The following is a 25,201-nucleotide window of genomic DNA, read 5'->3' on the forward strand; positions in this document are numbered from 1 at the left end:
TCAAAGATGACTTCAGTCCAGCAATTACAAGGCGTTGGTGCTGCCGCAGCGACCCTATTAGAAAAGCTTCATATTTTTAGCACGGATGATTTGCTATTTCATCTTCCCCGTGACTATGAAGATCGTAGCACTATTATTCCAATGAATCAGCTGGTTGTTGGACGAAGTTATTTACTTGAAGGTGAAGTGCGTTCTGTTGATTTCCCACCTGGAAAAAAGAAGTCTCTTGCCGCATTGCTCCAAGATGATTTTGGCAAAGTGACTTTACGTTTTTATCATATTTATAAAGGCTTAACTGATCGCATCAAAATGGGACAACGTTTACGGATTTTCGGTGAAGTCCGTGTCGGGGCCCGCGGTTTAGAACTGTATCATCCTGAAATCCAAGTCATTCAACAACACACACCTCTTCCAAAAACGCAGCTCACGGCAATTTATCCAAGTACAGAAGGACTCACTCAACCTAAGCTACGCGAATATGTTCGCCAAGCGTTGCAACATCATAGTGATGATCTTCCTGAATTATTACCAAGTAAGTACAGCAACGGTTATCAGTTAAAACAAGCCCTACACTACATTCATGAACCACCGATTGATGCCAATATGTTACAACTCAATCAAGGTTCACATCCTGCACAACAACGCTTGATTTTTGAAGAACTCGTAGCGCATCAGATTAGCTTATTGACACGTCGTGCTTATATCCGTCAGATTGCCGCACCTCGATTTAGTAGCAGTAAAATACTCGCCAAAAAACTATTAGAAGCATTGCCCTTTCAAATGACCAATGCTCAAAAGCGTGTCTCGAAAGAAATTCTACAAGATCTAAAACAAGATCAACCAATGTTACGTTTGGTTCAAGGTGATGTCGGTGCAGGTAAAACCTTGGTTGCTGCCGTTGCCGCATGTCATGCGCTTGAAGCAGATTGGCAAGTTGCGTTAATGGCACCAACTGAAATTTTAGCGGAACAACATTACTTGAATTTTAAACGTTGGTTTGAACCGCTGGGTATTGAAGTGGCTTGGCTTTCAGGTAAACAAAAGGGCAAAGCGCGTGCGCAAGCTGAGCAACACATCAAAGAGGGTCACGCCCAACTGGTTGTTGGTACGCATGCATTATTTCAAGACAATGTGGAATTTTCAAAATTAGGACTGGTTATTATTGATGAACAGCATCGTTTCGGTGTTGACCAACGTCTCGCTTTACGCAACAAAGGCGTTGATCAGTTCACACCACACCAACTAGTCATGACCGCAACCCCCATTCCTCGTACGCTTGCGATGAGTGCCTATGGTGACCTTGATACTTCTATCATTGATGAACTCCCACCGGGACGAACACCGATTCAAACCGTGACTATTCCTTTGGATCGTCGTGAAGAAGTGTTGCAACGTATCGCTAAGAATTGTCTCGAAGGCAAGCAAGCCTATTGGGTCTGTACACTAGTCGAACAATCCGAAACCTTAGATGCACAAGCCGCTGAAGCAACTTATCAGGAAATCAAAGAACGCTTTCCTGACCTTAAAATTGGATTGGTTCATGGAAAAATGAAGGCTGATGAGAAGCAAGCCGTTATGCAAGCTTTCAAAGACAATCAATCACAACTCCTGATTGCAACGACGGTGATTGAGGTCGGTGTTGATGTTCCCAATGCCTCTATTATGGTAATTGAAAATGCCGAGCGGCTTGGCCTGTCGCAACTGCATCAGCTTCGTGGTCGTGTGGGACGTGGCGCAACGGCTAGTTTCTGCGCATTACTTTATAAAACACCACTCTCACAAAATGGGCAGGAACGACTTTCAATTTTAAGAGAAAGTAATGATGGTTTTGTGATTGCAGAAAAAGATTTAGAAATACGTGGCCCCGGTGAATTACTCGGTACTAAACAAACAGGTGATATGGGCTTTCGTGTTGCTCGCTTAGAACGTGATGATCATCTACTGAGTCAAGCACATTATGTGGCTGAACACATTCTCAAAGATTACCCGCAACATGCAGAAGGCTTGCTGAAACGCTGGTTACCTGAAGCACCACGTTATGCCTATGTTTAATTTATTACGTAAACAAACCCGACTGTTGTTTGATTATTTTACGCCATGTGATTTATGTGATGTGGGCATCAAGCAACAGTTTGGCGTTTGTTCAAATTGTTGGCAACAATTACCTTGGTTAAAACAACAAATTCAACGTCATGAACAGCATATTTACGTTGCTTGCCATTATCAATATCCGATTGATCGTATTATTCAACAGTTTAAATATGAGCAAAAACTTGAATATGAACGACTATTAGCAGGGCTTTTATTACAACTCAAATTGCCTAAAATACAGGCGATTGTGCCTATGCCGATTTCAACAGATCGCTTGATTGAACGAGGCTATAATCAGTCACTTCTGCTCGCTAAAACACTGAGTCAGCATCTGAATGTTCCAATCTGGCAACCTGTACAACGCTTAGCACAGCATTCACAGAAAGGTCTAACTCGCTTAGAGCGGCTTGATCATATTGAACAACAATTTATTGCATGCCCACCAAATAAAATCCGTTATCGGAATGTCATGATCGTGGATGACGTGGTGACGACGGGCAGCTCAATCCATGCACTTTCAGAAATACTGAAACAATTGGGCTGCCAAAAAATTAATGCCATTTGTCTCGCTGCTGGCGGTGTTAAGCCATCTGCATAAGTGGTTGATTTTTAAGACACCATGGAATCACCACCTCTTTCGTCAAAGGAGCTAATACAGTAATTTGATCATCTAATTGAATCCACTTCATTTCAGCAATCTCAGCTGCAATCTGAGGAGATTGTTTTAGCTCAACTAAATAAACATAACTCACCAAAAGATGATCAGGTTCATTGGCCGCCTGTGTATGGAACTGCCCAATAAACTTTTTGATTTCCGAATGACAACCGATCTCTTCCAGTATTTCACGCTGAATCGCAAGCTCAGGTGCTTCATTCAGCTCTAATTTTCCACCAACTTGCATAAAAGCTTGTGTATTTTTTTACGTACCAATAATAATTGATTGTTTTCATTCAAAATAACAGCTGCAGCTACAGTAATTGTTTTCACTTTTCTCTCTCACGCCTGAATTTCAGCAGTTGACATCCATTTAGGTATAGCAGGTTCATATGCTGCAAATGCCTTTAAAATGTCACCAATATTATCAGCAACAATCAGCTTTTCGACAAAACGAGCCTGACTAAACCCTCGATTAACCGAATCCTGTATTGTTTGAATCAACCCATCATAAAAACCATCTATATTTAAAAATGCACAAGGCTTTTGATGAATCCCTAACTGACTCCATGTCCATTGTTCAAAAATTTCTTCCAAAGTACCTGCTCCACCAGGTAAAGCGATAAAAGCATCGGCCAATTCCGCCATTTTAGTTTTTCGCTCGTGCATGTCATTCACTACATGTAACGCTGTCAACCCTGTATGAGCTAACTCACGATCAACTAAAGCATTTGGAATCACACCGATCACTTGCCCTCCAGCCTGTATCGCGCTGTCAGCAACAACGCCCATCAATCCAGAGCGACCACCACCATAAACCAAAGTGAGACCCTGTTCTGCTATTGCTTGGCCTGTCGCTTGTGCGATTTGTTTGTAAATAGGATCGTTACCAAGGGAGGAGCCGCAGAAAACACATATAGAATTCATACAATTAAAACCGTTTTATATAACTGTCATGCTGTTAAAGTAGGCTAAGAAACAAGATTTTTTAGAAAATATCGTTTAGGCAAGTGTTTTTCATTCGATCCTTGTCTAAAATACACGCTGGCTTTCCTCAAAATGATGAAAGCTTTACATCAACTGCGCGAGGAAAAAAGACATGCTTGAAGCCTTTTATGCCACTGAGCGCGGTAGTCTAGAAGATGCAACGATCAATGGGGGCTTTGATCTACACCCTGAACTCGTATGGATTGATTTGATCGCTCCATCTCAAGAAGAACAACAATGGGTTCTCGATGCCTATGATCGAAATTTACCCACATTAAAATCACTTGAAGACATTTCCTCATCCGCTCGATTCTATCGTGATGATGATGGAATTTTGCATATCAGTACATATTTTTTAACAAAGAATAAAAATTATCAGGTCGATGGCGACACTGAAGACACGTCTCATATGCTTGCAATGGTGCAAACCGTTGCCTTTATTTTGCATAAAGACCGTTTGTTTACCATGCGTGGCGAAAAGCTTGTTGCGTTCCGTGCTTTTCGTGCACGAGCGCGCCGCAATGACTACGATATGGACTATAAAGATCCCACTTGGATCTTACTCGGATTGCTCGAAGCAAAGTTAGATGAACTTGCGGATATCTTAGAAGATATCCACAAGGACTTAGAAAGATATTCAACAGAAGTCCTAAATAATCATCATCGAGAAAAGATTTTAGATCTGGATGACATGATTACTCGGCTTGCCCAGCAAGAAGATATGCTTGGAAAAGCCCAACTTTGTTTAATCGATTTACGTCGTGTATTAACGTTTTTATCCCGCCCGCGTGCTTTGGGCAGTCATATTTACGATGCGGATATTCGAGAGCTCAGCGAAGATGTCCGCTCACTGGTCGAACATGATGCCTTTCTATTCCAGAAAGTACGATTCTTATTGGATACTACGTCTGGATTCATTAACACTGAACAAAATGATACGATTCGTCGATTTTCGATCTTGCCAAGTATGCTTGCGCCACCCATGTTGATTGCCAGCATTTATGGTATGAATACGGAAGAACTCCCTTTTGCACATGGTAGTTTGAGCTTTTGGATCGTCACCGCAATTTTAATGGCATTTTTAGTCTTACCAATGATCTACTTTAGATGGAAGAAATGGATTTAAAATGAAAGGGTTATTTCTAGTTTTGAATATAACCCTTTCGATAAACCTAGCTTTTGCCTGCGCACCACACTCCCCAAATGATGTGTTTATTGCACGGCTTTAATCTGTTCAGCAACTATCTTCAAGCAACCATAAGCAGTTCACCTTTCAACACCCTCACTTTATCTTTCAAAGTTTGCTAACAAAGATTTTCTCATCCAAGCCTAAACAATGGCATAGTGATTTTTCAATCAAAACAATAAAAAGTAATAATTTAGTCATTGGTCTAGCGTATCCACCAAATAAGACGACACCTCAAAATTATCAAATCAGTTCATTGGCATTATTACACTGCGATAAAAACATCATAACAATTGATCATCCAATTTCACCTTTTAGCGCATGGAATAGAAGAACCCAACGATGCAATAATCAAAGCATACCGATGAAACTATTAGATGGTTTTTTAGAACATGACCAAACCTATTATCTAAAAAAGCTACATCAAAAATATCCAACCTGTGGCGCGCTTTTTTCTGCGTTCCCCAAACTATAGGAATAAAAAAAGAGCTATAAATAGCTCTCTTTTTCATCTACAAGAATCATTTAAATCAATTTCAAATCATCTTGTAGATGGCAAGCTTGGATAATCTTTAACATTTTCTCAGAAACATTTTTGAAATGTAGACCTTTACTCTCAGGTGTTTGGCGCAACCATTGCACCAAAACAGCCAAAGATAGCGTATTTCCTTGCTCAAGCTGACCTAGATCAACAACCAAAGGAAAACTCTTATGTTGTTGGATATGCTTTAAGCCTGCTTGATAAATCTCTTCTGCATTTACAAAGTTAATCGTTTTAGAAACGACGAGTTGCTGATCAATATACTGAATCATCCATCGTTACCTTATTTTTTGCTAACAGCAGAGTCTGCATCTGGTTTAAACGTTGCAATCGCTTTGTTGATGTCACCACCATTACGTTGCACTGTCGCTGCAAACTGATTACGGAACTGTAAACCTAAATCAATACCTGACACATTGATATTGCGCACTTTCCACTGATCACCTTTATCCGTCAACTGGAAAGATACAGGAATCTTTTCACCATTATGCAAGAAGTCTAAAGTAACCACTGGGTTCTTGCTATTTGATGATCTAAACGGACGCATAGTATAGCTTTCATTGGTATATTTAGCGAAAGCACTACCATAGTTTTCGATAATCACTTCACGGAAGTTTTTCTCAAACTGAGCACGTTGAGCAGCATTTGTGTACTGATTATTTGCATAAGTACCCAATACGATACGAGTAAATGCTTGTGAATCAACATACGGATCAAGGTTTTGACGAATAATCGTTTTTACTAAAGCAGGATTATTCTGCAATTTAGCATGATCTGCTTTTAGACGCGTAATCAAGCCATCAGCCACACGTTTTACAAAATCAGGTGGGGTCTCTGTTGGTGCAGCAAATGCAGCACTTGCAAGCATGGTTGATAATACACTTGCCGTTAGAGTCTGTTTCAATAATGTATTCACTTCAATCTCCTAACCTGAATTACTCAACAAAAGATGGTTCTGCATCAGCGTTTGCAGCTGGTGATGTTGAACTCTCAGTTGTCGAGCTTGATGTGGCTTTACCAGCACCACCAGTAATAAATTTACTGATCAAATCCTCTAAATCCATTGTACCTTGGGTATTTGAAACAACATCACCACGTTTCAAATAATTCACACCACCACCTGGTACAACTTTCAAATATTTTTCGCCCAATAAGCCATTGGTTGCTACCATTATATAAGCATCTTCATCCAGACTCGTGATGGAGGTCATGTTACTGATAAGTTGCTGTTCCATTTCTTTTTGTTTCGCAGCATCAGCTTGCTCATAATCAGAACTGTAGCGTAATTCCTCAAGTGCATTGTTCTGCACTTCTTTAAGTTGTTTTGGATCAAAGCTCGTCAGCTTACCATCCAAATCAAATTTTACTGTTGCTAAACGCGTGACGGGATCAAGAGAAATAGATTCTACACGACCAATCGTTACACCACTCATGGTGACTTTGGCACGAGGTTTTAAACCATTTACGTTATCAAACTGTGCTGTCATGCTGTAGCTATCACGTAAATTTGTACCAACCAAACCGCTAACTTTCATTGCAAGAAAAAATAGAGCGATACCGAAGATAATGACAAAAATACCTACGGCCAGCTCACTAGTACGTGATTTCATTAAATCCCTCCGAACATGACCGCAGTCAACACGAAATCAAAACCTAATACACAAAGTGAAGAATATACGACCGTTCTCGTCATCGAAGTCGCAATACCCTCTGGTGTTGGATCACAAGCATAGCCCTGATACACCGCCACCCATGTACAAATCAGTGCAAACACAATGCTTTTAATAATTGTGCCATTCAAAATGTCATGCCCAAACTGAACTGTACTTTGCATACCGCCCCAGAAAGAACCTTCATCTGCACCTAAAAAGTCAACGCCAACTAACTTGCCACCGATAATACCAATGGTTGCAAAAATCACCGTCAACATTGGTAAACTGACAATGCCTGCCCATAAACGTGGAGCAACAATCTGTCGAAGTGGATCAACACCGATCATTTCCATGCTGGCAAGTTGTTCACTTTGCTTCATCGAGCCAATTTCAGCAGTCAAAGCTGAACCTGCACGACCCGCAAATAATAATGCAGCAACAACCGAAGCAAGCTCACGTAGCAAGGTTAATGAAATGGCCGTGCCTAACATCGCTTCACTACCAAAAGTGACGAGAATGCTATACATCTGTAAGCCAAGCACTGCACCAATAAATAAACCAGAAACGGCAATGATCAGTAGAGACATCACCCCGACGCGATACATTTGGTAAACAAAGCGCTGAAAACCACCTTGTGATGGCATTGCGAATAAAACTTGTAGGAGCATCAGTGACGCAGCACCAATCCCCTTTATTCGCTCAATAACGAGTCTACCTAGCCAGGCTATCGTATTCATGGACGAACCTCGCTATCTAAATATGCTTGATGCGTAAATTGATATTCCACAGGCCCTTCTGCCGAACCTGTTAAAAACTGACGTACAAATGGTGAAGCATGATTTTTTAATTCTTCTGGAGAACCTTCACCCTGAATTTTGCCTTCTGCAACCACATAAATATAATCAGCAATTGATAAAGTCTCCGCAACGTCATGCGAGACAATAATTGTAGTGAGATCCAAAGCTTCACGTAGAGAACGAATCAAGCGCGTCAAAACACCCATTACGATTGGATCTTGACCAGCAAATGGTTCGTCATACATGATCAACTCAGGATCTAATGCAATCGCTCGCGCTAAGGCAACACGACGATTCATACCACCTGACAATTCAGTTGGCATTAACTGTTCAGCACCACGCAAACCAACTGACTCAAGCTTTAAGGCAACTAGTTCAGCAATGATATGCTCTGGTAATTTAGTATGTGCACGAATTGGGAAAGCGACATTTTCATACACAGACATATCTGTAAAAAGTGCACCACTTTGGAATAACATTCCCATACGGGCACGCGCAGCAAATAACTCATGACGCGACATAGCTGCAATATTTTTACCATCAAGTAAAACTTCACCATGATCAGGTGTGAGTTGTCCGCCGATCAAACGAAGCAATGTCGTTTTACCTGTACCAGATGGCCCCATGATTGCAGTAATTTGACCACGTCGAATTTTTAGACTGATATCGTCATAAATGACGCGTTCCCCACGATTAAAGCTCAAGTTTTTAACTTCAATGAGGGCTTCTGAATCGAGAGGAGATTTGTTATTCATAATGGCATTCATTCCTGCACTTTTTATGCACGCATACTATACACTGAAAGATTAAGCGCTTGTTTTTATTTTGATAAACGATGTATGAAGATTATTTAATTTATGTAGTTATTCTTTGAACGAAATTCTGAAGCAGATTGATGTGAATTTGCATTGAATGAATCGGTGTGATTTTCATCAAAAATGGCATATGCAAAAAATAGCCCATTACATAGCATAAGTACAACAAATAAGCATGGTAAACCTTCACTGCACATGAACGACCACGCTTGATTCAAGAAACTTTTATTTTGCTTAACCCTATTCATTTTTCATGTAAAGTTTGAACTAGTAGACATTTTGGCATTCTACATGACTCATTCAAAATAAAAAAGCCAGTTTTTCAACTGGCTTCTTCATTTCATCGGTTTTTATCGATTAAAAATCGTTTTTGCGACGACGGTCGCCACCGAAATGCTCTTCACGTGAACCACGAGCTGGACGATCTTCGCCAAACTTACGCTTTGGACGATCTTCGCCAAAACTACGTTTAGGACGGTCATCGCCACCGAAGCTACGCTTACGGTCGCCGAAACCACCTTCACGTTGTGGACGATCACCAAAGTCACGCTTAGGGCGATCACCGAAACCACCCTCACGGCGTGGTTTATAATCTACGCGATTGCCACGGTTGTCGTCATTCGCATCAAAACGTGGTTTATCATTGAAACCACCTTCACGACGCGGACGGTCTGAATTAAATTCACGACGTGGACGATCTGAGTTGAACTCGCGGCGTGGACGATCTTCGAAACCACCTTCACGGCGTGGACGGTCAGAATTAAATTCGCGACGCGGACGATCTTCGAAACCACCTTCACGGCGTGGACGATCAGAATTAAACTCGCGACGTGGACGATCTTCGAAACCACCTTCACGGCGTGGACGGTCAGAATTGAATTCGCGACGTGGACGATCTTCACCACCAAATGCAGGACGCTCACCACGAGGTTTGTCATCGAAGCTACGACGTGGACGATCATCACCGCCTTCACGACGCTTGAAGTTGCCTTCACCTTCAAAACGACGACCGCCGCCAAAACCACCACGACCACGACCGCCGCCATCACGACCACCGCGACCACGACCGCCGCCATCACGACCTGAACGTGCAGGAGGTGGAGATGGCTCTAAACCTTCGATTTCAGATACATTTAAACGTGCATCTAAATAATCTTCTAAAGCACGGATTTTGCCACGCTCACGGTAAGTTGCTAATGTAATCGCTTGACCTGTACGACCAGCACGACCTGTACGACCAATACGGTGTACATAGTCTTCATTTTTCATAGGTAAACCGAAGTTGATTACGTGCGAAATTGTTGGTACGTCTAAACCACGTGCTGCAACGTCAGTTGCAACTAAGATTTTTGCACGACCTTCACGGATGCTACGTAAACGACGGTTACGAACGGTTTGTGGCATAGCGCCATGTAGTGCAACTACAGAATGACCAGCTTCAGCTAACTCTTCCGCAAGCATGTCTGTATCTTCTTGAGTGCTTGCAAATACAACTGCTTGGTCTAAGTTTTCGTCAGATAACCAGTGAGTTAAAAGCTTTTTCTTGTGCTCAAAGCCATCAGTCCAATGAAGAGTTTGGGTGATGTCAGTATTTGTTGTGTGACCAGTTTCAATCGCAATACGCTCTGGATCATTCATCATACGTTCAGCAAGACGAATAATACGATCAGCAAATGTTGCAGAGAACATCAATGTTTGGTTACGGTTTGCAGCCAAATCACTAATTGCTTCTAAGTCTTCAGAGAAGCCTAGGTCTAACATACGGTCAGCTTCGTCAACAATTAAAGATTCAACTTTATCAAGTTTCAATTGACGACGGTTCACCAAGTCAAGTAAACGACCAGGAGTCGCTACAACGACTTGCGCACCTTTAAGCTGTTGGATTTGTTTACCAAAAGGCATACCACCCATGATTGCAGCAATACGAACACCTTTCATGTGACGTACAAATGCAATAGCGTCTTGGCTTACTTGTTGAGCCAATTCGCGAGTAGGACATAAAACTAAAATGCTTGGTTGAGTCACTGCTTTCATGCGCTCTTTAAATGGCACAAAAGTTTCCTGACCTGCTAAAGCATTTAATGTTGGGAGTAAAAATGCTGCTGTTTTACCAGAACCAGTCTGGCTTGAAACTAATAAATCTTTACCTTCTAATGCAGCTGGAATCGCTTGTTCTTGCACAGGCGTTGGGCTTGTAAAACCTAAACCCTCAAGTGCTTGTTGTAAGGTTTCGTGCAAAGAAAATTCGGCAAAAGTTTTGCTCATAGAGAGTTTCACCCTTGTGGGTGCTCCATTTTAATAAATACAAAAATAGACATCGGCAACAAGCGGCAAAGCGACTCAAGCTGAAAATAGATGAAATTCAGCGGCGATCCGAATAACGACGATGTGGACTAAACGCACGCTTGATTACTGCCTCAACCTGAAGAATCGCTAAGCGATTTGGGCGCAAGATGTGGTCCTCTCTATGGACAGCGTGCGCTAATATGAATAGAACTGAATGTTCAGGTAATGAACTGGAATTTAAGTGCGTGGGCGGATTATAGCAGAATAATTTTAAAAGTCACCTTTTTTAATTGGTTTTTTCTATTTCAATACATTTTATATTTGTATCCAAGCTACAAAGAAAGAAAAAATTTAATAGTAATTAATAACTTGAGTTAATATCACCCCTATATCTAAAGACTCATCATTTAATATATTTGTAATTGCTTTTACCAAGCACTAATGAGTCATCTGATCAAGGATAAGTATATCCACACACCAAAAGTAAGAACCTAAAGCAGACTCACCCATTCGATTATCTTTAGTCATTAAATATTAAATATTTGCTAGCGTAAAAGCACTTCCAAAAAATGTCTTACCATTAACAGTTAATCAAAAATCAATATTTCGCTCTTCAACTTTAACCGCCTGCATTTCATGGTGCGTTTCTATATAAAATAGCTCACTCTCATAAATAATCTTCATAACTCCCCATTAACCCGAAAACAAAAAAGCCCTCAAACAATGAGGGCTTTTTTATTTAAATCTACAAATTATTTTGCAGCTTCACCCCAAGCTGGGACAACGGCTTGCATTAATGGTTTTAACATTTTCAATGAACAAGCAAGCACTTGACCATTATCAAATGATTCATTGCCACCACGAGCATCAACAACAACACCGCCCGCTTCTTTCACGATCAACTCACCCGCAGCAATATCCCACGGTTTTAAACCAAGTTCAAAGAAACCATCAAAACGACCAGCAGCAACATAAGCTAAATCTAATGCAGCTGAACCACCACGACGAATTTGAGAACCTGCTTTAGTTACCGCCAATAATGAAGCAAAGTGCTGTTCTGCATAAGAAACGATTTCGCCATTACGTTTTGCACGGTAAGGATGACCAACAGAAAGGAAAGTATTTTCTAGATTATCTTTTACATTGACACGAATACGGCGTTGATTCATAACTGCGCCACGACCACGGCTTGCAGAGAACAATTCATCACGCACTGGATCATAGATCACACCGTGTTGCGTTACACCTTTGTGTTGTACAGCGATAGAAATACAGAAATGAGGGAATCCGTTGATAAAGTTTTGAGTACCATCCAAAGGATCGATCACCCAACACCAATCTGCGTCGTGACCTTTACCTTCTTGCATACCAAACTCTTCACCAAGGAAGCTATGGTTTTTATAACTTTTACGAAGCGTATCAATTGTAAGTTGTTCGATGTAACGGTCTACACGCGTTACTGGACCATCGATGCCTTTTTCTTCAACTTGTAAATCGAGCTTATGACGATTCTGATGTGCCTTTAAAAGCTCTTGACCAACTGTTTGAGCCGCACGCGCAGCCATAACCACCATAGGTTCCATTGAACACCCACTACAAATTTGAAGATTTTGACAAAGAATAATGCATAAAAGCCCTTATATTCTATCAAATATAAGCGCTTTTAGGGGAAAAATGTTGCGAAAAATTATTGCTCACATTTACATGAACTTAAGAGCTAAAACCAAGCTTTCTCGATTGAAGCCAGTATCCCTGAACTGTCCAAACCACAGTCTTGCAACATTTGCTGATGCGTTGCTTGATGAAGGAAAGTATCAGGCAAACCTAAGTTCAAAATAGCTTTTACAATTTGTGCTTGCGCCAAGAATTCGTTAACAGCACTTCCAGCACCAGCCATCACAGCATGCTCTTCTACTGTAACGAAAAGTTGTGTGCTATCCGCAAGGTCACGGATGATTTGCTCATCCAATGGCTTCACAAAACGCATATTTACCACACGCACACCTACAGCATGTTTATTTGCAAACTGCTGTGCGGCTTCAACTGATGGTGCTACTCGGCTACCAAAAGCTAGAATAGAAATCTGTTGATCTACTTCTTTATTAAATTCAGCAACAATCTCGGCTTTACCAATTTCCAAAGCAGTCATCTGCTGCTGGATTTCAACACCTGTGCCTGCACCTCGCGGATATCGTACGGCAGTTGGCCCTTCATAAATGTAAGCAGTATGTAGCATTTGGCGACATTCATTTTCATCTTTCGGCGCCATGATCACCATGTTTGGTACAGTGCGCATATAAGCATAGTCATATGCACCTGCATGCGTCGGACCATCCTCACCAACTAAACCAGCACGATCAATCCCGAAAGTCACATCTAAATTCTGTAATGCAACATCATGAATCAACTGGTCATAACCACGTTGCAAGAAGGTTGAATAAATTGCAACCACAGGTTTTAAACCTTCACATGCCATACCTGCTGCTAAGGTCACTGCATGTTGTTCAGCAATGGCCACATCAAAGAAACGCTCTGGATATTGCTGTGCAAACTTCACCATGCCAGAGCCTTCGCACATTGCAGGTGTAATCGCGAGTAATCGCTGATCTTGAGCAGCTTCATCACACAACCATTGCCCAAACACATCTGAATACTTTGGTGGTGCTTTTTTTACAGGTGCATTTGCTACTGGTGCGATCTTGGTAATTGCATGATAGGTAATTGGATCTGCTTCCGCTGGAGCAAAGCCTTTACCCTTTTTTGTATAAATATGAACTAAACGTGGGCCTTTACGTTTTTTGAGTGCACTAAAAACTTGTGCCAACTGCTCAACGTTGTGACCATCAAATGGCCCAAAATAATCAAAACCAATTGCTTTAAATAAGTTATCTGCAGCATCAGTCGCTGACTGATGTAAACGAGAGTTATAAGTCCACTTTGGATGTTGTTGAACATAGGCTTCACCTTGTTCATCTACATTTACCAATTGACCTGTTTCCCAAATCGCAGCCAAGTGTTTAGCAAAACCACCCGTACTGCAAGAGATCGACATATCATTGTCATTGAGTACAACAATAAGATCAGCATCATGAGCAACTGCATCGTTCATGGCTTCAAAAGCCATACCAGCAGTCATTGCCCCATCACCGACGATCGCAACTACATCACATGGATCTTTTTGATAGCGGCGTGCAAGTGACATACCTAAACCAGCAGAAATTGCAGTCGAGGAATGCCCTACACCAAATGTGTCAAACTCAGACTCATCACGTGCAGGAAATGCTGCAAGACCATCCTTACTGCGAATAGTAGTGATACGTTCACGACGTCCAGTCAGGACTTTATGTGGATAAGCCTGATGGCCTACATCCCAAACCAAACGATCTTGCGGCGTATTAAAACAATAATGCAATGCAACCGTTAACTCGATTACACCTAAATTCGCGCCAAAGTGACCACCACTTTGTCCTGCTGCATACAAAATATATTGACGCAACTCATCCGCCACTTGTGCGAGTTGGCTTTGCTCGAGCTGACGTAATTGTTGTGGATGATCAATTCCATCTAACAATGGCGTAACAGGGCGTTGAGTTGGAATTTCGGTATACAACATAATGTGGCAAAGCCTTTTTAAGCCTGGCAAATCCGAAGCTGGGTTAAATGGGGGCAATCATACAATTAAATACGATCTACCTTCAATCAGCCACATGAGCGAATGATGTAGTGCTGAACATTCTCATGCCAATATCTAAGATTGGCTCGCAGATTATCCTGAATTATGTCACTGTTTATCAACCATTATTGTGTGCTTTGTATGAAAAAGAAAAACTTATGTGAAAAATCAGAAATTCCAATTCACGCAATCTTCACACATTAGGCTATACTTTCACTGTTTTTATTATCATAGCGAGCTCTCTGTGCCAATTGAATTTATTGCAACATCAAAGCTACCAACCGCTTTTGGTGACTTCAATATTTCCGTGTTTCAAGACCCAGAAACGGGCGAAGAACATGTGGCGCTTTCTAAAGGTTTAGAAGCTGCTCCCAACAAACCAGTACTAGTACGCATTCACTCAGAATGCTTGACTGGCGATGCTTTCGGCTCACTTAAATGTGATTGTGGCCCACAGTTACAAGCGACTCAACGTTTGATTAACGAAGCAGGTCAAGGTGTCATTTTATATCTCCGCCAAGAAGGTCGTGGAATTGGTTTAACCAACAAAATCCGTGCCTATGCATTGCAAGATCAAGGACATGACACCGTTGATGCAAACCTATTATTGAACCTTCCAGCTGATGCACGTCGTTATGACATGTGTAGTATTATGCTGGATCACCTTCAAATCAAAGAAGTGAAATTATTAACGAATAATCCATTAAAATTAAAAGCTTTGACTGATTTGGGCATCAATGTCGTCGAACGTGTTCCTTTAACTGTAGGTCGTAACCCATTTAATGAGCATTATTTAAAAACGAAACGTGAGCGTATGGATCATCTGTATAAAAAAGATGACTTCTGAGTTTAGAGTCATATCGCTCATTCAATAAGAGTATTCATAAAATTGAAATTATTAAGCATTTTCTTAGTAACAAGCCTCCTGTTACTAAGTGGTTATACTAAAGCGAATGAGCATAGCGATAACTCATCAAATAGAGTGATCGAGCAACTACATCAATTTCAAAAACAAGATCATTTTGCTGGTGATGGTTATCTATATACAGGCGTAGAGGATAAGAAACTAAAAGAATTATTAAATCAAAAAGTTGCCGAAACTGCTGAAACTTATATTGAACTCTATCAAAATGCTAAACAACCTAGCAAAGAACAACGACTTAAGATTCTCTCTAATGGTATCCATCAAATTAAGCCTGATACTTTAGACACAGAAGATAGAGAACAAGTTGCTACGACTTTTGAACATTTTTTGGATATAACAGGTTTGGAGAGTTCAGAAGGTATTCTAAATACATGGATGTATGGCGAAGAAATTAATGAACTTATTGAACAGAACCAATCCACACAGTCTCAATAAAAGCATTATTGGCAGATCAAAACTTTGTCCGAAATCACACATCTTAATATAGATTCAAAAATCCCTTACTTTTTTTATGGATTTATGCTTTGATGTAACTCATCCCTAGATCACTTTAAGAGGATCATCATGCAGCACCCAACTTCAGCTGATATTCAACGTGTTCGTGAGTTTTTACTCGATCTACAAGCTCGCATTTGTGCAGGACTAGAGCAACAGGAACGTGCTGGCGGTAGTACCGCAGAATTTATCATTGATGATTGGCAGCGAACTGAAGGCGGCGGTGGTCGATCTCGTGTTCTGCAAAATGGTGATGTAATTGAAAAAGGTGGGGTGATGTTCTCCCACATTAATATTAGTAAATTGCCTGCTTCTGCCACTGAGCGCCATCCACAGATTGCAGGTGCTAAGGCACAAGCATTAGGTGTCTCTTTAGTTATTCACCCTAAAAATCCTAATATTCCAACTTCACACGCAAATGTACGCTTATTTGTCGCTGAACCCGAAGGGCAAGATCCAGTCTGGTGGTTTGGCGGTGGTTTTGATCTAACCCCTTTCTATCCAGATGATCAAGATGTCCTAAACTGGCATCAAACAGCTTATGACCTGTGCCAACCTTTTGGTGAAAATGTTTATGCTGAACATAAGCAATGGTGTGATGATTATTTCTATTTAAAGCACCGTGATGAACAACGTGGCGTTGGTGGTTTATTTTTTGATGATTTAAATCAATGGGATTTTGAAACTTGCTTTAAATATATCCAAGCAGTTGGTAATGGCTATTTAGAAGCAATTTTACCGATTTTTGAAAAGCATCGTGAACAACCCTACACCGAAGCACAACGTGAGTTCCAGCTGTATCGTCGTGGCCGTTATGTTGAATATAACTTGGTTTATGACCGTGGCACGTTGTTTGGTTTACAAACGGGTGGCCGCATTGAATCAATTCTCGTCAGTTTGCCCAATTTAGCGGGTTGGTCTTATCGTCCTGAATGGGAAGCAAACTCACCTGAAAAAAGACTTACTGACTATTATTTAAAACCAAAAGATTGGTTAGGTTTAAATAAATAAAAGAAATGATTCATCCCTGACATATAGCTCAGGGATGAAATCTCACCTAAAAACATTAAAATAAAAATATTGCAGCATGCGATCGCCTCCGCCCATCGATATTGGCTTCACTTGCCGCATGCCGAATTAAAAATATAGCCATAAAACAGTAATCACAACCCATATCACCCAAGAAATGATATGAACATACTCTGAGAAATAAATCAGACCATCACTCGACTAGAGTTGTAAATCAATATTGCGACCTTCTCTGCAACTTTATAAACTTTAACGACCTCATAAGAATGATTCCCTCATGACCAAACAATTTGCTGTAATTGGAAATCCGATTGAACAATCACGCTCACCAGAGTTACACCATGCATTCGCAGCAAAAACTGGGATCGACTTAAACTATAAAAAAATTCTTGCGCCATTGGATGGTTTTGAAAATACAGCCAAAGCATTTTTTGCCCAGAATGGTGTGGGGATGAATGTCACCGTACCCTTTAAAGAACAGGCCTTTGTGTTGTGTGATCAACTGACTGAACGTGCCAAGATTGCCAAAGCAGTCAACACCTTATGGATGCAAGATGGCAAACTCTATGGTGACAATACTGATGGTCAGGGTTTGGTTGCAGCGATTCAAGCGTTAGGTTGGGAACTTGGAAACAGCCGTATCCTCATTTTAGGCGCTGGTGGAGCAACGCGAGGCGTCATCTATCCTCTAGTTCAAGCAGGCGCCAAAAAGATTGTTATTGCAAACCGTACACTTGCTCGTGCTGAACAACTCGTTGAAGACTTAAAAGAGGCTGTAGCGCACATTGAACTCACTGCAACAAGTTTAGATCAACTAAGTGGTGAGTACGATTTTGTGATTAATGCAACTTCAGCAAGCTTAACAGGTGATGCATTACAACTACCTGAAACCTTAGTTTTCCATCATGCTTACGAAATGGCATATGGCAAACCATCGAGTTTCTTAGATCAAGCACAAGCCCGTCAAATTCCTTCTACAGATGGTTTTGGTATGCTTGTTGGTCAGGCAATAGAAGCTTTTTCTATCTGGAATGGCGTTAAACCTGAACTCAAAGATTTTCTATAACCCATAAAAAGAAGAACCTGCAATAAGCAGGTTCTTCTTTTACTAGTTACTTAGCATTCACTAACTTCATATAAACATCTTTAAAGACTTCATAATCAATAAATTCATTATGTTCAATCTTCAATGATTTGATAGATTTCTCAGACAATTGATTCTTACGCGCATCTACATACACTTGCCCTAAAACATTTGCTGTTTGCGCAAGCAATGCTTTCTCATCATTTGAAATACCATTTTCACGTTCAAATTGAATTTGATATTGCTGAGCAAATAATTGCTGAGGTTGTTTGTATTGAGCTTTTAATTTTTTCCATTCTTGACGATCTTTATCGCCACGCATTGCATCACTCACAATACGATCAACAGCATGTCCAAGACGATCATCAAACTGATCTTCATTTTGTAAATGATGTTTGCTTTGCAATGCTTCGATAGCTTTCAAAGCTTTACCTTCAGGGTTATACACATCTTCGTCTGAATACCAGTATGCATATACACTCGCAATTTCTTGCAATTCTTTGCTTGAGTAGCGTTCAACAATTTGTGGTGTGCTTTCTGTCAGTTTTGCAATAAATACAGCTTTATAGGTTTGCTCATAAGAATGGGTTGCATCATATTTTTGAGCTGCAATCGTCTCAAGCTGATCATCTAAAGACAACGTATAAGGCTCAGCAGAATGCTCTTGAATTCCAGTTTGACCTAACTTTTCTGAAAAACTATTCACTGCTTTTTCAAGCATTGAACCTTTGCTTGTTTCAGCCCAAGTTTTGGCACGTTTTAACTGTGCCTGATCGATTGGTGTTGCTTTGCCATAATTGCTGACATACATATCCGCTTTGATATTAAAACTTGATTTCAACTCAGGCAGTGCATAATTCAAATCATAGTCTAATTTTACAGCGCGGCCTTCTGCATCCAAACCAACATCCATCACAAATGGATTACGTTTATCAACTGGTGGTAATGCTTTCTCAATATCAGCTTGATGTTTAATCCAGAGTGCTTTAAACGCATGGTCATCAATAAATTGATTTTGATCGTAAACAGCAAATATTTTTTCTACACTTTGTAGTTTAGCGATTGTGGTAATAAAGCTAGGTGTCTTATCCGCACTGTTAAATACATCAATGCCATAGATACTTTCACAATATTGAACATCGCCATATGTCATTTGCGTAGCGTTATACAATTCTCTACATTGCGCTGCACTCAGCCCTTCTTGCTCTGCATCATCTGCCGCACTCGCGACAACTGCTTCATCTTCAGTTGCATACTCATCTGCATCTGTAGCTTGTTGCGTAGCATCAGCAATATCTTCATCACTTTCCGCAGCATAATCCTCTTCATCATCTACGCCAAAATGCTTATTCACTAAATGATAGAGTTGTTGGCTCACGACACTTGCGTCGTCTGCAGCATCTTTATGCTCAAGCTTATGATTAGATTTTGACTGCTCTGAAGCTTTCACTTCATCAGCAACCAGTTTTTCTAGACTCTTTTCATTAAAATTCAAAACACTTTGCATTAAGTATTTTTCATTTACTTTGCTATATAAATTTGCTTGTAAAACTAGCTCTTCAATCGAGGTTTTTAAGCGAATTTTTTCAACCACTCCAGCCGCTTTATCAGCAGAAGAAACGGATAAGGCCTGAATATTATTTTGATCTGCTAAGCGATAGTAAACCGCACTTGAAGCTTTGACATATTCAGCAAATTTTTTGAAATCAACTTGATTGAATAATCCCTGATATTTAGAAAAATCGAGATACGCTAGATTATTTTGATTTTCTTTATTGACCAAATACGGCATCAAAGCAAAATAATTGATGTAAAACTTATAATCTTTTAAATCCAACACCATAGGTACTTTTGCTTGCACCAATAAAGTTGGCTTTTCATAACGAGCCGTTAAATTAAATGATCCCATTTTTTGACGATAGTGCACTGAGCCATCATACTCAAATTGCATATCATTCAAAATATTGGTCATTGCGCTGGTAAACTTTTCTGCCTTGGTGCTATAAGTTTTTGGCTGTTGTGCCAATGCAACATACAGCGCTTGTTTTTGTTTGGCATTTAAATTGACTTTTTGATCTCGTAAATATTGATCAACTTTTTGCTTTAAAGCTGCATCTAACTGCACTTTACCGTCTTTGGAATTTGTGTTGTTTTGATCAAGGTTGACATGAATATTAAATTTTCCGCGATAATCATAACTCGGATATTCATACATCGCATTGATACTATTGATGGCCTTTTGCTCTAAATTTACAGAGCTAGAATTGGTTTTAATGACATGCTGAGAGCACGCAGAAAGACTAAGACCCAACAAACATAAAGTTAAATATTTTAAACGCATAGCTTTATCGAACACCTTTATATCATTATACTTTCAACAACTAGAGTTATCATGACCATCTTCAAAGCGAATGAAGAACACTTAATAAAGAATGACTTTTCTACGAATCAAACTCTTACAAAATTAGCTTTTCTGACACTGTTTTTAACCGTGTTTATCAATGCATTTTTATCACTATTGTGAATAATCAAAGTATCGAAACAGATAATCCAAAATGATTCAAATACAGGATTAAGATTATGCCAGCTTATAAAGCCCCTCTCCGTGATGTTCGCTTCTTAATGAATGAAGTGTTTGATTATCCTGCACACTACCAAACTTTGGCAAGTGGACAAAATGCTGATAAAGATACCGTTGATATGATCCTTGAAGGTGCGGCAGATTACTGTGAAAACGTACTTTCTCCACTCAATCAATCAGGTGATGAAGAAGGCTGTACGTTTAACAACGGCGAAGTAACAACACCTAAAGGCTTCAAAGAAGCTTATGACCAATTCGTAATGGGTGGTTGGCAAGGTCTTTCTTACCCGGAAGAATTTGGTGGTCAAGGCTTACCAATGTCTTTAAACCTGATCAAATCAGAAATGATGGGTACTGCAAACTGGTCATTCACTATGTACCCAGGTTTAAGTACAGGTTGTATGAACACTATCATGCAGTTCGGTACGGATGAGCAAAAAAATACTTATATGCCTAAACTCGTTGAAGGGACTTGGTCAGGCACAATGTGCTTAACTGAACCTCAATGTGGTACTGACTTAGGTCAAGTAAAAACTAAAGCAGAACCTGCTGCTGATGGTACTTATAAAATCTCTGGTACTAAAATCTTCATCTCTGCGGGTGAACACGATTTAACAGAGAACATTATCCATATCGTACTTGCTCGTCTTCCAGATGCACCTGCGGGTACTCGTGGTATTTCGTTATTCATCGTACCGAAATTCATCCCAACTGCTGATGGCGGTGTAGGTGAACGTAATACCGTATCTTGTGGTTCAATCGAACACAAAATGGGTATCCGTGCTTCTGCAACTGCTGTGTTGAACTTTGACAATGCAACTGGTTACCTCATCGGTGAAGTAAACAAAGGCTTACATGCAATGTTTACTTTCATGAACACTGCTCGTATCGGTACTGCTGTTCAGGGTATTGCTCACGCTGAACTTTCTTTCCAAGGTGCATTACCTTATGCGAAAGATCGTATGTCTATGCGTGCCCTTTCTGGTAAGAAAGAGCCTGAGCGTGTAGCTGATGCGATTATTCACCATGCTGATGTTCGTCGTATGTTGTTAACTCAAAAAGCGGTTGCAGAAGGCGGTCGTTCAATGATCTATCATGCGGCAAAACTTGCAGACAAAATGACAGATGCTTTAGTAAATGGTGATCAAGCTGCTTATGAAGCTGCTGATGACAAGCTAGGTTTCTATACGCCGATTTTAAAAGGTTTCTTGACTGAATTAGGTTTGGAAGCTGCGAATCATGGTATGCAAGTATACGGCGGTCATGGTTTCATCAAAGAATGGGGTATGGAACAAATCGCACGTGATGCACGTATCTCTACATTGTATGAAGGGACAACGGGTATCCAAGCACTTGACTTATTAGGTCGTAAAGTTCTTTTAAGCTCAAAAGGTAAAGTTGTTCGTGACTATACCGCTGAAATCTTAAAATTCTGTGCTGCCCATGCGCGTAACAAGTATCTACGTCGTTTCGCTTGGGACTTGACTAAGCTTTGCGCTCAATGGAACACATTGACTGTTCGCATCATGCTTGCAGCTCGTAAAGACCGTGACATCGTATCGTCTGCTTCTGCTGATTTCTTGATGTTCTCTGGTTATGTCATGATGGCTTATTTCTGGGCTCAACAAGCAGTGATTGCTTCTGAGAAACTAGAAGCAGGTAACGGCATTGAAACACCAGAATTCTATAAAGCAAAAATCAAAGTTGCTGATTTCTACTTTGATCGTTTATTGCCACGCGCTCAAGGTCATGCAGAATCAATGGTATCGACTTCTCGTACATTGACATCTCTTGCACCAGAACACTTCAGCTTCGATTACTAATCGGAACTGTAAAAAAAGAGCGCTCTAGGCGCTCTTTTTTTGCTTAACGTTTAACTATTCAATTTTTTCAAAGACATAAGCTTTCTTTGGGAATGGATATTCTTTAAAGAAATGACGATTCTGTCCGTGATCACCATTCCAGATCTTGTCTAAATCTAAAACAAGGTTTTGCTCTTTATTGATCTTATAGTAAAGATTGACGTTCGCATTTTCACAACGAATCATGATTTCATTCAATTCTTTGTGCGCATGCCACTGAACCTGTTTACACATCTGTTCAATCTTGGTCATATTACGAGAGGGATCTGAACCTAATCGACCAAAACTGGTATTGATCCAATACACCGAACCATCATCTAAAAGATTAATAATATATTCTGCTTCTTTCTCATTACTCACACATCCAGCAAAAGGATCTGAGCATGGAATACGCGCATGATAACGCCCAGCATAAATCAAATCCTGCTGAGAAGGTTTTTCCATACGTTTAGATGCAACATGTGGAATAGTTGCTTGTCCCGCAATCTCAGTAAGTGAAACGCCTTCACTCGATACAGTTTGTTCATCCTCTAAAACCATATCATCGGAAAGTTCTTCATGCTCTTGTTGCGTCTGGGGTTGCTGTTTCATTGACTCTGGGTGATGGCTATCACAAGCACTCAACCCTAAACTCAATACAGCTCCTACACTAATATATTGTAAGAATAACCTGAACTGCATATTCATAATTCTCTAACATCAATATCGTTATCTTTTTTCATGACTTCACCACCCCGTATAAATATTAAACAGGTTTTATTCACGTAAATATTGCGTGAAAACAAGGTAAGTTGTGCTAACGATAGGATTGAAATAGCAAATTGACAAAGCAGTATGCCTTAAGTCAGTGCATTTTAGGCGAAACTGTCGGTTTTTCCATCAGCAGTTTACACACCGTAACTATTCTCTTGCTTGTGAGAACTTTAAAAATTTATTTTTGACCATATTTCTTAATTAACAGCAGTGTTGATCCTGATTTTAATTTTTTTACTGCTGTTTCATGAATTTAAGGAGACCTACTCGATGGCCAATTCTGGTTTATATCGCTCAAGCCAACAAAGCATAGTCGCTGGTGTTATGGGCGGTATTGCGGAACGTTTTGGTTGGAATGCAAATTTATTACGTTTGATCTTTGTCATTGTTTCACTGATGAGTGCAGCCTTTCCCGGTATTTTGGTATACCTCGTTTTATGGCTCGTCATTCCTAAACAACAGACAAATCGAGTAGAACACGTACATGGCTACAACCAGCCTGTTAAAACAGTTTATGAGGATCAAAACTTAAGACGTTAATCACCTTTTCCTCTTTGGTCGCTACGGTTGGATTTACCCCTAATACAACCGTAGCTTTTTTTATTTGGAATTAGCTATTTTGACGATTTATTTGTTGTTGCAAAGCAGCGATCATATCAGCACGACTCACGATTCCAATAAGACACTCCTGCTCGACTACAGGAATATAATTAAAAGATTTCTCTACGAAATAAGGCACTAGATCTTGGATGGGTTGCGATGGTTCAACCGTTACAACACGACGACTCATAATTTGTTTTACATAGTGTTGCCATGAATTTCGTGGATCAGTCGCACCTTTGAACCATTCCACAACCTCATACAAAGCCAACGTCCCCACCAATTTTTCTTGCGCATTGACCACTGGTAAACTCATTAAGTTAACCGACTTAAATTTATCTAATGCTTGATAAATATCATCCTCTTCATGTAATCGAATCACATCTCGACTCATAATATCCTGACAAACAAAAGTACTCATGGAACGTTCATTAGCATGAACTTGGGCTTGCAAAATAATTTTTTCTAAATCGTACTGACTAATATCCAATAATTCAGTGTGATGATCTAACGCATATTCAATATCTTTAGGTTGAATCGAAACCTTCTGTGTCGGCGTTGGATCTTTGGAACGTTCATTTAAATGAGCTGTCAGTGGGTAATGTCGTCCAATCAATCGATTAAAAAATACTGCAAATAACAGCAATAAAATCGAATTTAACAACACAGGATACAGAATAAAGTGAAACCCTAAACGATGTACAGCATCACCGCCGAGTACCGCAGTAATCGCCACAGCCCCACTGGGTGGATGCAAAGAATCAGTGGTCATCATCATAAAAATAGCAAAGCCAACCGCGAGACTAAACGCAGTGGTTGAATCTGCAAGTAATTGCGTGCAAGTAACACCAATCACGCCAGCCAAGATATTGCCAATGATCACATTCCACGGTTGTGCTAAAGGACTATTTGGGACAGCAAATAATAAGACCGATGAAGCTCCCATTGGTGCGATATACCAAGCATTGATCCCACCCAAAACATACCAACTGATCAATGAGGAAATTGCGAGACCACATAACGCACCTACACCAGATAAGATCCTTTCTTTGACAGGGAGAACTTTATAATTTGGTTTTAGAAAATTAAGCCAGTCTGATTGGGTATAGCTCACAATTCACCTTGCTAGAGAGTATTGTTTTGATTGGTGGCGCAAGTATACGCCGAAACAACCATAAGGTGTATCTTA

At 40.3% G+C, this 25,201-nt stretch carries 21 protein-coding genes and 3 pseudogenes; 10 read left to right on the forward strand and 14 right to left on the reverse strand.

All coding sequences use genetic code 11. The annotated features are described in order from the left end of the window. Positions 1-6 precede the first annotated feature (6 nt). Both recG and ACT4_RS05705 read left to right on the forward strand, forming a co-directional pair. Positions 7-2,052 carry an ATP-dependent DNA helicase RecG gene (recG, locus tag ACT4_RS05700; RefSeq protein WP_007480571.1) on the forward strand — a complete coding sequence of 682 codons (2,046 nt, stop codon included), beginning with the start codon at positions 7-9 and terminating at the stop codon, positions 2,050-2,052. After that, positions 2,039-2,689: a ComF family protein gene (locus ACT4_RS05705; RefSeq protein ID WP_007480573.1), complete on the forward strand. Its 651-nt coding sequence runs from the start codon at positions 2,039-2,041 to the stop codon at positions 2,687-2,689. Before recG ends, ACT4_RS05705 begins: the two co-directional genes overlap by 14 nt. On the opposite strand, the pseudogene ACT4_RS05710 reads toward ACT4_RS05705, so the two are convergent. Both ACT4_RS05710 and ACT4_RS05715 read right to left on the reverse strand, forming a co-directional pair. After that, positions 2,673-3,079: pseudogene (locus ACT4_RS05710) on the reverse strand (NUDIX domain-containing protein). The gene ACT4_RS05705 and the pseudogene ACT4_RS05710 sit on opposite strands and share 17 nt — an antisense overlap. A 9-nt stretch (positions 3,080-3,088) precedes the next feature. Continuing rightward, positions 3,089-3,673, reverse strand: coding sequence for a TIGR00730 family Rossman fold protein (locus ACT4_RS05715; RefSeq protein WP_007480577.1), 585 nt, complete (start codon positions 3,671-3,673; stop codon positions 3,089-3,091). 172 nt (positions 3,674-3,845) lie between these two features. On the opposite strand from ACT4_RS05715, the gene ACT4_RS05720 reads away from it, so the two are divergent. Both ACT4_RS05720 and ACT4_RS17485 read left to right on the forward strand, forming a co-directional pair. Next, a complete protein-coding gene (locus tag ACT4_RS05720; protein WP_004877674.1) occupies positions 3,846-4,859 on the forward strand; it encodes a CorA family divalent cation transporter in 1,014 nt (337 codons plus the stop codon). A gap of 1 nt (position 4,860) precedes the next feature. After that, positions 4,861-5,394: pseudogene (locus tag ACT4_RS17485) on the forward strand (hypothetical protein). Between the two features lie 50 nt (positions 5,395-5,444). Here ACT4_RS17485 and ACT4_RS05725 read toward each other — a convergent pair. From ACT4_RS05725 to dxs, 8 genes are all read right to left on the reverse strand, one after another. Next, positions 5,445-5,732, reverse strand: a complete 288-nt coding sequence (locus tag ACT4_RS05725; RefSeq protein ID WP_007480581.1) for a lipid asymmetry maintenance protein MlaB — start codon at positions 5,730-5,732, stop codon at positions 5,445-5,447. 11 nt (positions 5,733-5,743) lie between these two features. Further along, positions 5,744-6,376, reverse strand: coding sequence for a phospholipid-binding protein MlaC (locus ACT4_RS05730; protein ID WP_007480583.1), 633 nt, complete (start codon positions 6,374-6,376; stop codon positions 5,744-5,746). A gap of 19 nt (positions 6,377-6,395) precedes the next feature. Beyond that, positions 6,396-7,070: an outer membrane lipid asymmetry maintenance protein MlaD gene (locus ACT4_RS05735; protein WP_004877679.1), complete on the reverse strand. Its 675-nt coding sequence runs from the start codon at positions 7,068-7,070 to the stop codon at positions 6,396-6,398. Further along, positions 7,070-7,849, reverse strand: coding sequence for a lipid asymmetry maintenance ABC transporter permease subunit MlaE (gene mlaE / locus ACT4_RS05740; protein ID WP_004877682.1), 780 nt, complete (start codon positions 7,847-7,849; stop codon positions 7,070-7,072). Before mlaE ends, ACT4_RS05735 begins: the two co-directional genes overlap by 1 nt. Then, a complete protein-coding gene (locus ACT4_RS05745; RefSeq protein WP_019385442.1) occupies positions 7,846-8,664 on the reverse strand; it encodes an ABC transporter ATP-binding protein in 819 nt (272 codons plus the stop codon). Before ACT4_RS05745 ends, mlaE begins: the two co-directional genes overlap by 4 nt. Positions 8,665-9,081: 417 nt before the next feature. Further along, the gene (locus ACT4_RS05750; RefSeq protein ID WP_034604682.1) at positions 9,082-10,989 is read right to left on the reverse strand and encodes a DEAD/DEAH box helicase; all 1,908 of its coding nucleotides are present in this window, start codon (positions 10,987-10,989) and stop codon (positions 9,082-9,084) included. A 773-nt stretch (positions 10,990-11,762) separates the two neighbouring features. After that, positions 11,763-12,593, reverse strand: coding sequence for an inositol monophosphatase family protein (locus ACT4_RS05760; protein ID WP_007480590.1), 831 nt, complete (start codon positions 12,591-12,593; stop codon positions 11,763-11,765). A gap of 134 nt (positions 12,594-12,727) precedes the next feature. Continuing rightward, positions 12,728-14,623 carry a 1-deoxy-D-xylulose-5-phosphate synthase gene (gene dxs / locus ACT4_RS05765; RefSeq protein ID WP_007480593.1) on the reverse strand — a complete coding sequence of 632 codons (1,896 nt, stop codon included), beginning with the start codon at positions 14,621-14,623 and terminating at the stop codon, positions 12,728-12,730. A 304-nt stretch (positions 14,624-14,927) separates the two neighbouring features. Between dxs and ribA the strand changes: the two genes are divergently transcribed. From ribA to hemF, 3 genes are all read left to right on the forward strand, one after another. Beyond that, positions 14,928-15,530, forward strand: coding sequence for a GTP cyclohydrolase II (ribA, locus tag ACT4_RS05770; RefSeq protein WP_007480595.1), 603 nt, complete (start codon positions 14,928-14,930; stop codon positions 15,528-15,530). Between the two features lie 42 nt (positions 15,531-15,572). Beyond that, a complete protein-coding gene (locus tag ACT4_RS05775; protein ID WP_007480596.1) occupies positions 15,573-16,043 on the forward strand; it encodes a DUF4844 domain-containing protein in 471 nt (156 codons plus the stop codon). Between the two features lie 129 nt (positions 16,044-16,172). Then, positions 16,173-17,114: an oxygen-dependent coproporphyrinogen oxidase gene (gene hemF, locus ACT4_RS05780; RefSeq protein WP_007480599.1), complete on the forward strand. Its 942-nt coding sequence runs from the start codon at positions 16,173-16,175 to the stop codon at positions 17,112-17,114. A gap of 61 nt (positions 17,115-17,175) precedes the next feature. On the opposite strand, the pseudogene ACT4_RS17655 reads toward hemF, so the two are convergent. Further along, positions 17,176-17,256 (reverse strand): annotated as a pseudogene (locus ACT4_RS17655) (histidine phosphatase family protein); the annotation flags it as partial. A 153-nt stretch (positions 17,257-17,409) separates the two neighbouring features. On the opposite strand from ACT4_RS17655, the gene aroE reads away from it, so the two are divergent. Next, positions 17,410-18,198 carry a shikimate dehydrogenase gene (gene aroE, locus ACT4_RS05785; RefSeq protein ID WP_007480601.1) on the forward strand — a complete coding sequence of 263 codons (789 nt, stop codon included), beginning with the start codon at positions 17,410-17,412 and terminating at the stop codon, positions 18,196-18,198. Between the two features lie 46 nt (positions 18,199-18,244). On the opposite strand, the gene ACT4_RS05790 is transcribed toward aroE, so the two are convergent. Then, positions 18,245-20,557, reverse strand: coding sequence for a hypothetical protein (locus tag ACT4_RS05790; protein ID WP_007480602.1), 2,313 nt, complete (start codon positions 20,555-20,557; stop codon positions 18,245-18,247). Between the two features lie 239 nt (positions 20,558-20,796). Here ACT4_RS05790 and ACT4_RS05795 point away from each other — a divergent pair, with 239 nt between their 5' ends. After that, entirely contained in the window at positions 20,797-22,620 is a 1,824-nt protein-coding gene (locus ACT4_RS05795) for an acyl-CoA dehydrogenase C-terminal domain-containing protein (RefSeq protein ID WP_004877701.1), read from the forward strand. Between the two features lie 54 nt (positions 22,621-22,674). Here ACT4_RS05795 and ACT4_RS05800 read toward each other — a convergent pair whose 3' ends face one another. After that, positions 22,675-23,340 (reverse strand): hypothetical protein, encoded by a 666-nt coding sequence (locus tag ACT4_RS05800; protein ID WP_023013785.1) that lies wholly within the window; start codon positions 23,338-23,340, stop codon positions 22,675-22,677. 342 nt (positions 23,341-23,682) lie between these two features. Between ACT4_RS05800 and ACT4_RS05805 the strand changes: the two genes are divergently transcribed. After that, positions 23,683-23,952, forward strand: coding sequence for a PspC domain-containing protein (locus tag ACT4_RS05805; RefSeq protein ID WP_007480607.1), 270 nt, complete (start codon positions 23,683-23,685; stop codon positions 23,950-23,952). 70 nt (positions 23,953-24,022) lie between these two features. Here ACT4_RS05805 and ACT4_RS05810 read toward each other — a convergent pair whose 3' ends face one another. Next, positions 24,023-25,126, reverse strand: a complete 1,104-nt coding sequence (locus ACT4_RS05810) for an HPP family protein (protein WP_007480609.1) — start codon at positions 25,124-25,126, stop codon at positions 24,023-24,025. Between the last annotated feature and the right edge of the window lie 75 nt (positions 25,127-25,201).

The organism is Acinetobacter sp. NBRC 100985, from assembly GCF_000241225.1.
GTDB lineage: Bacteria > Pseudomonadota > Gammaproteobacteria > Pseudomonadales > Moraxellaceae > Acinetobacter > Acinetobacter venetianus.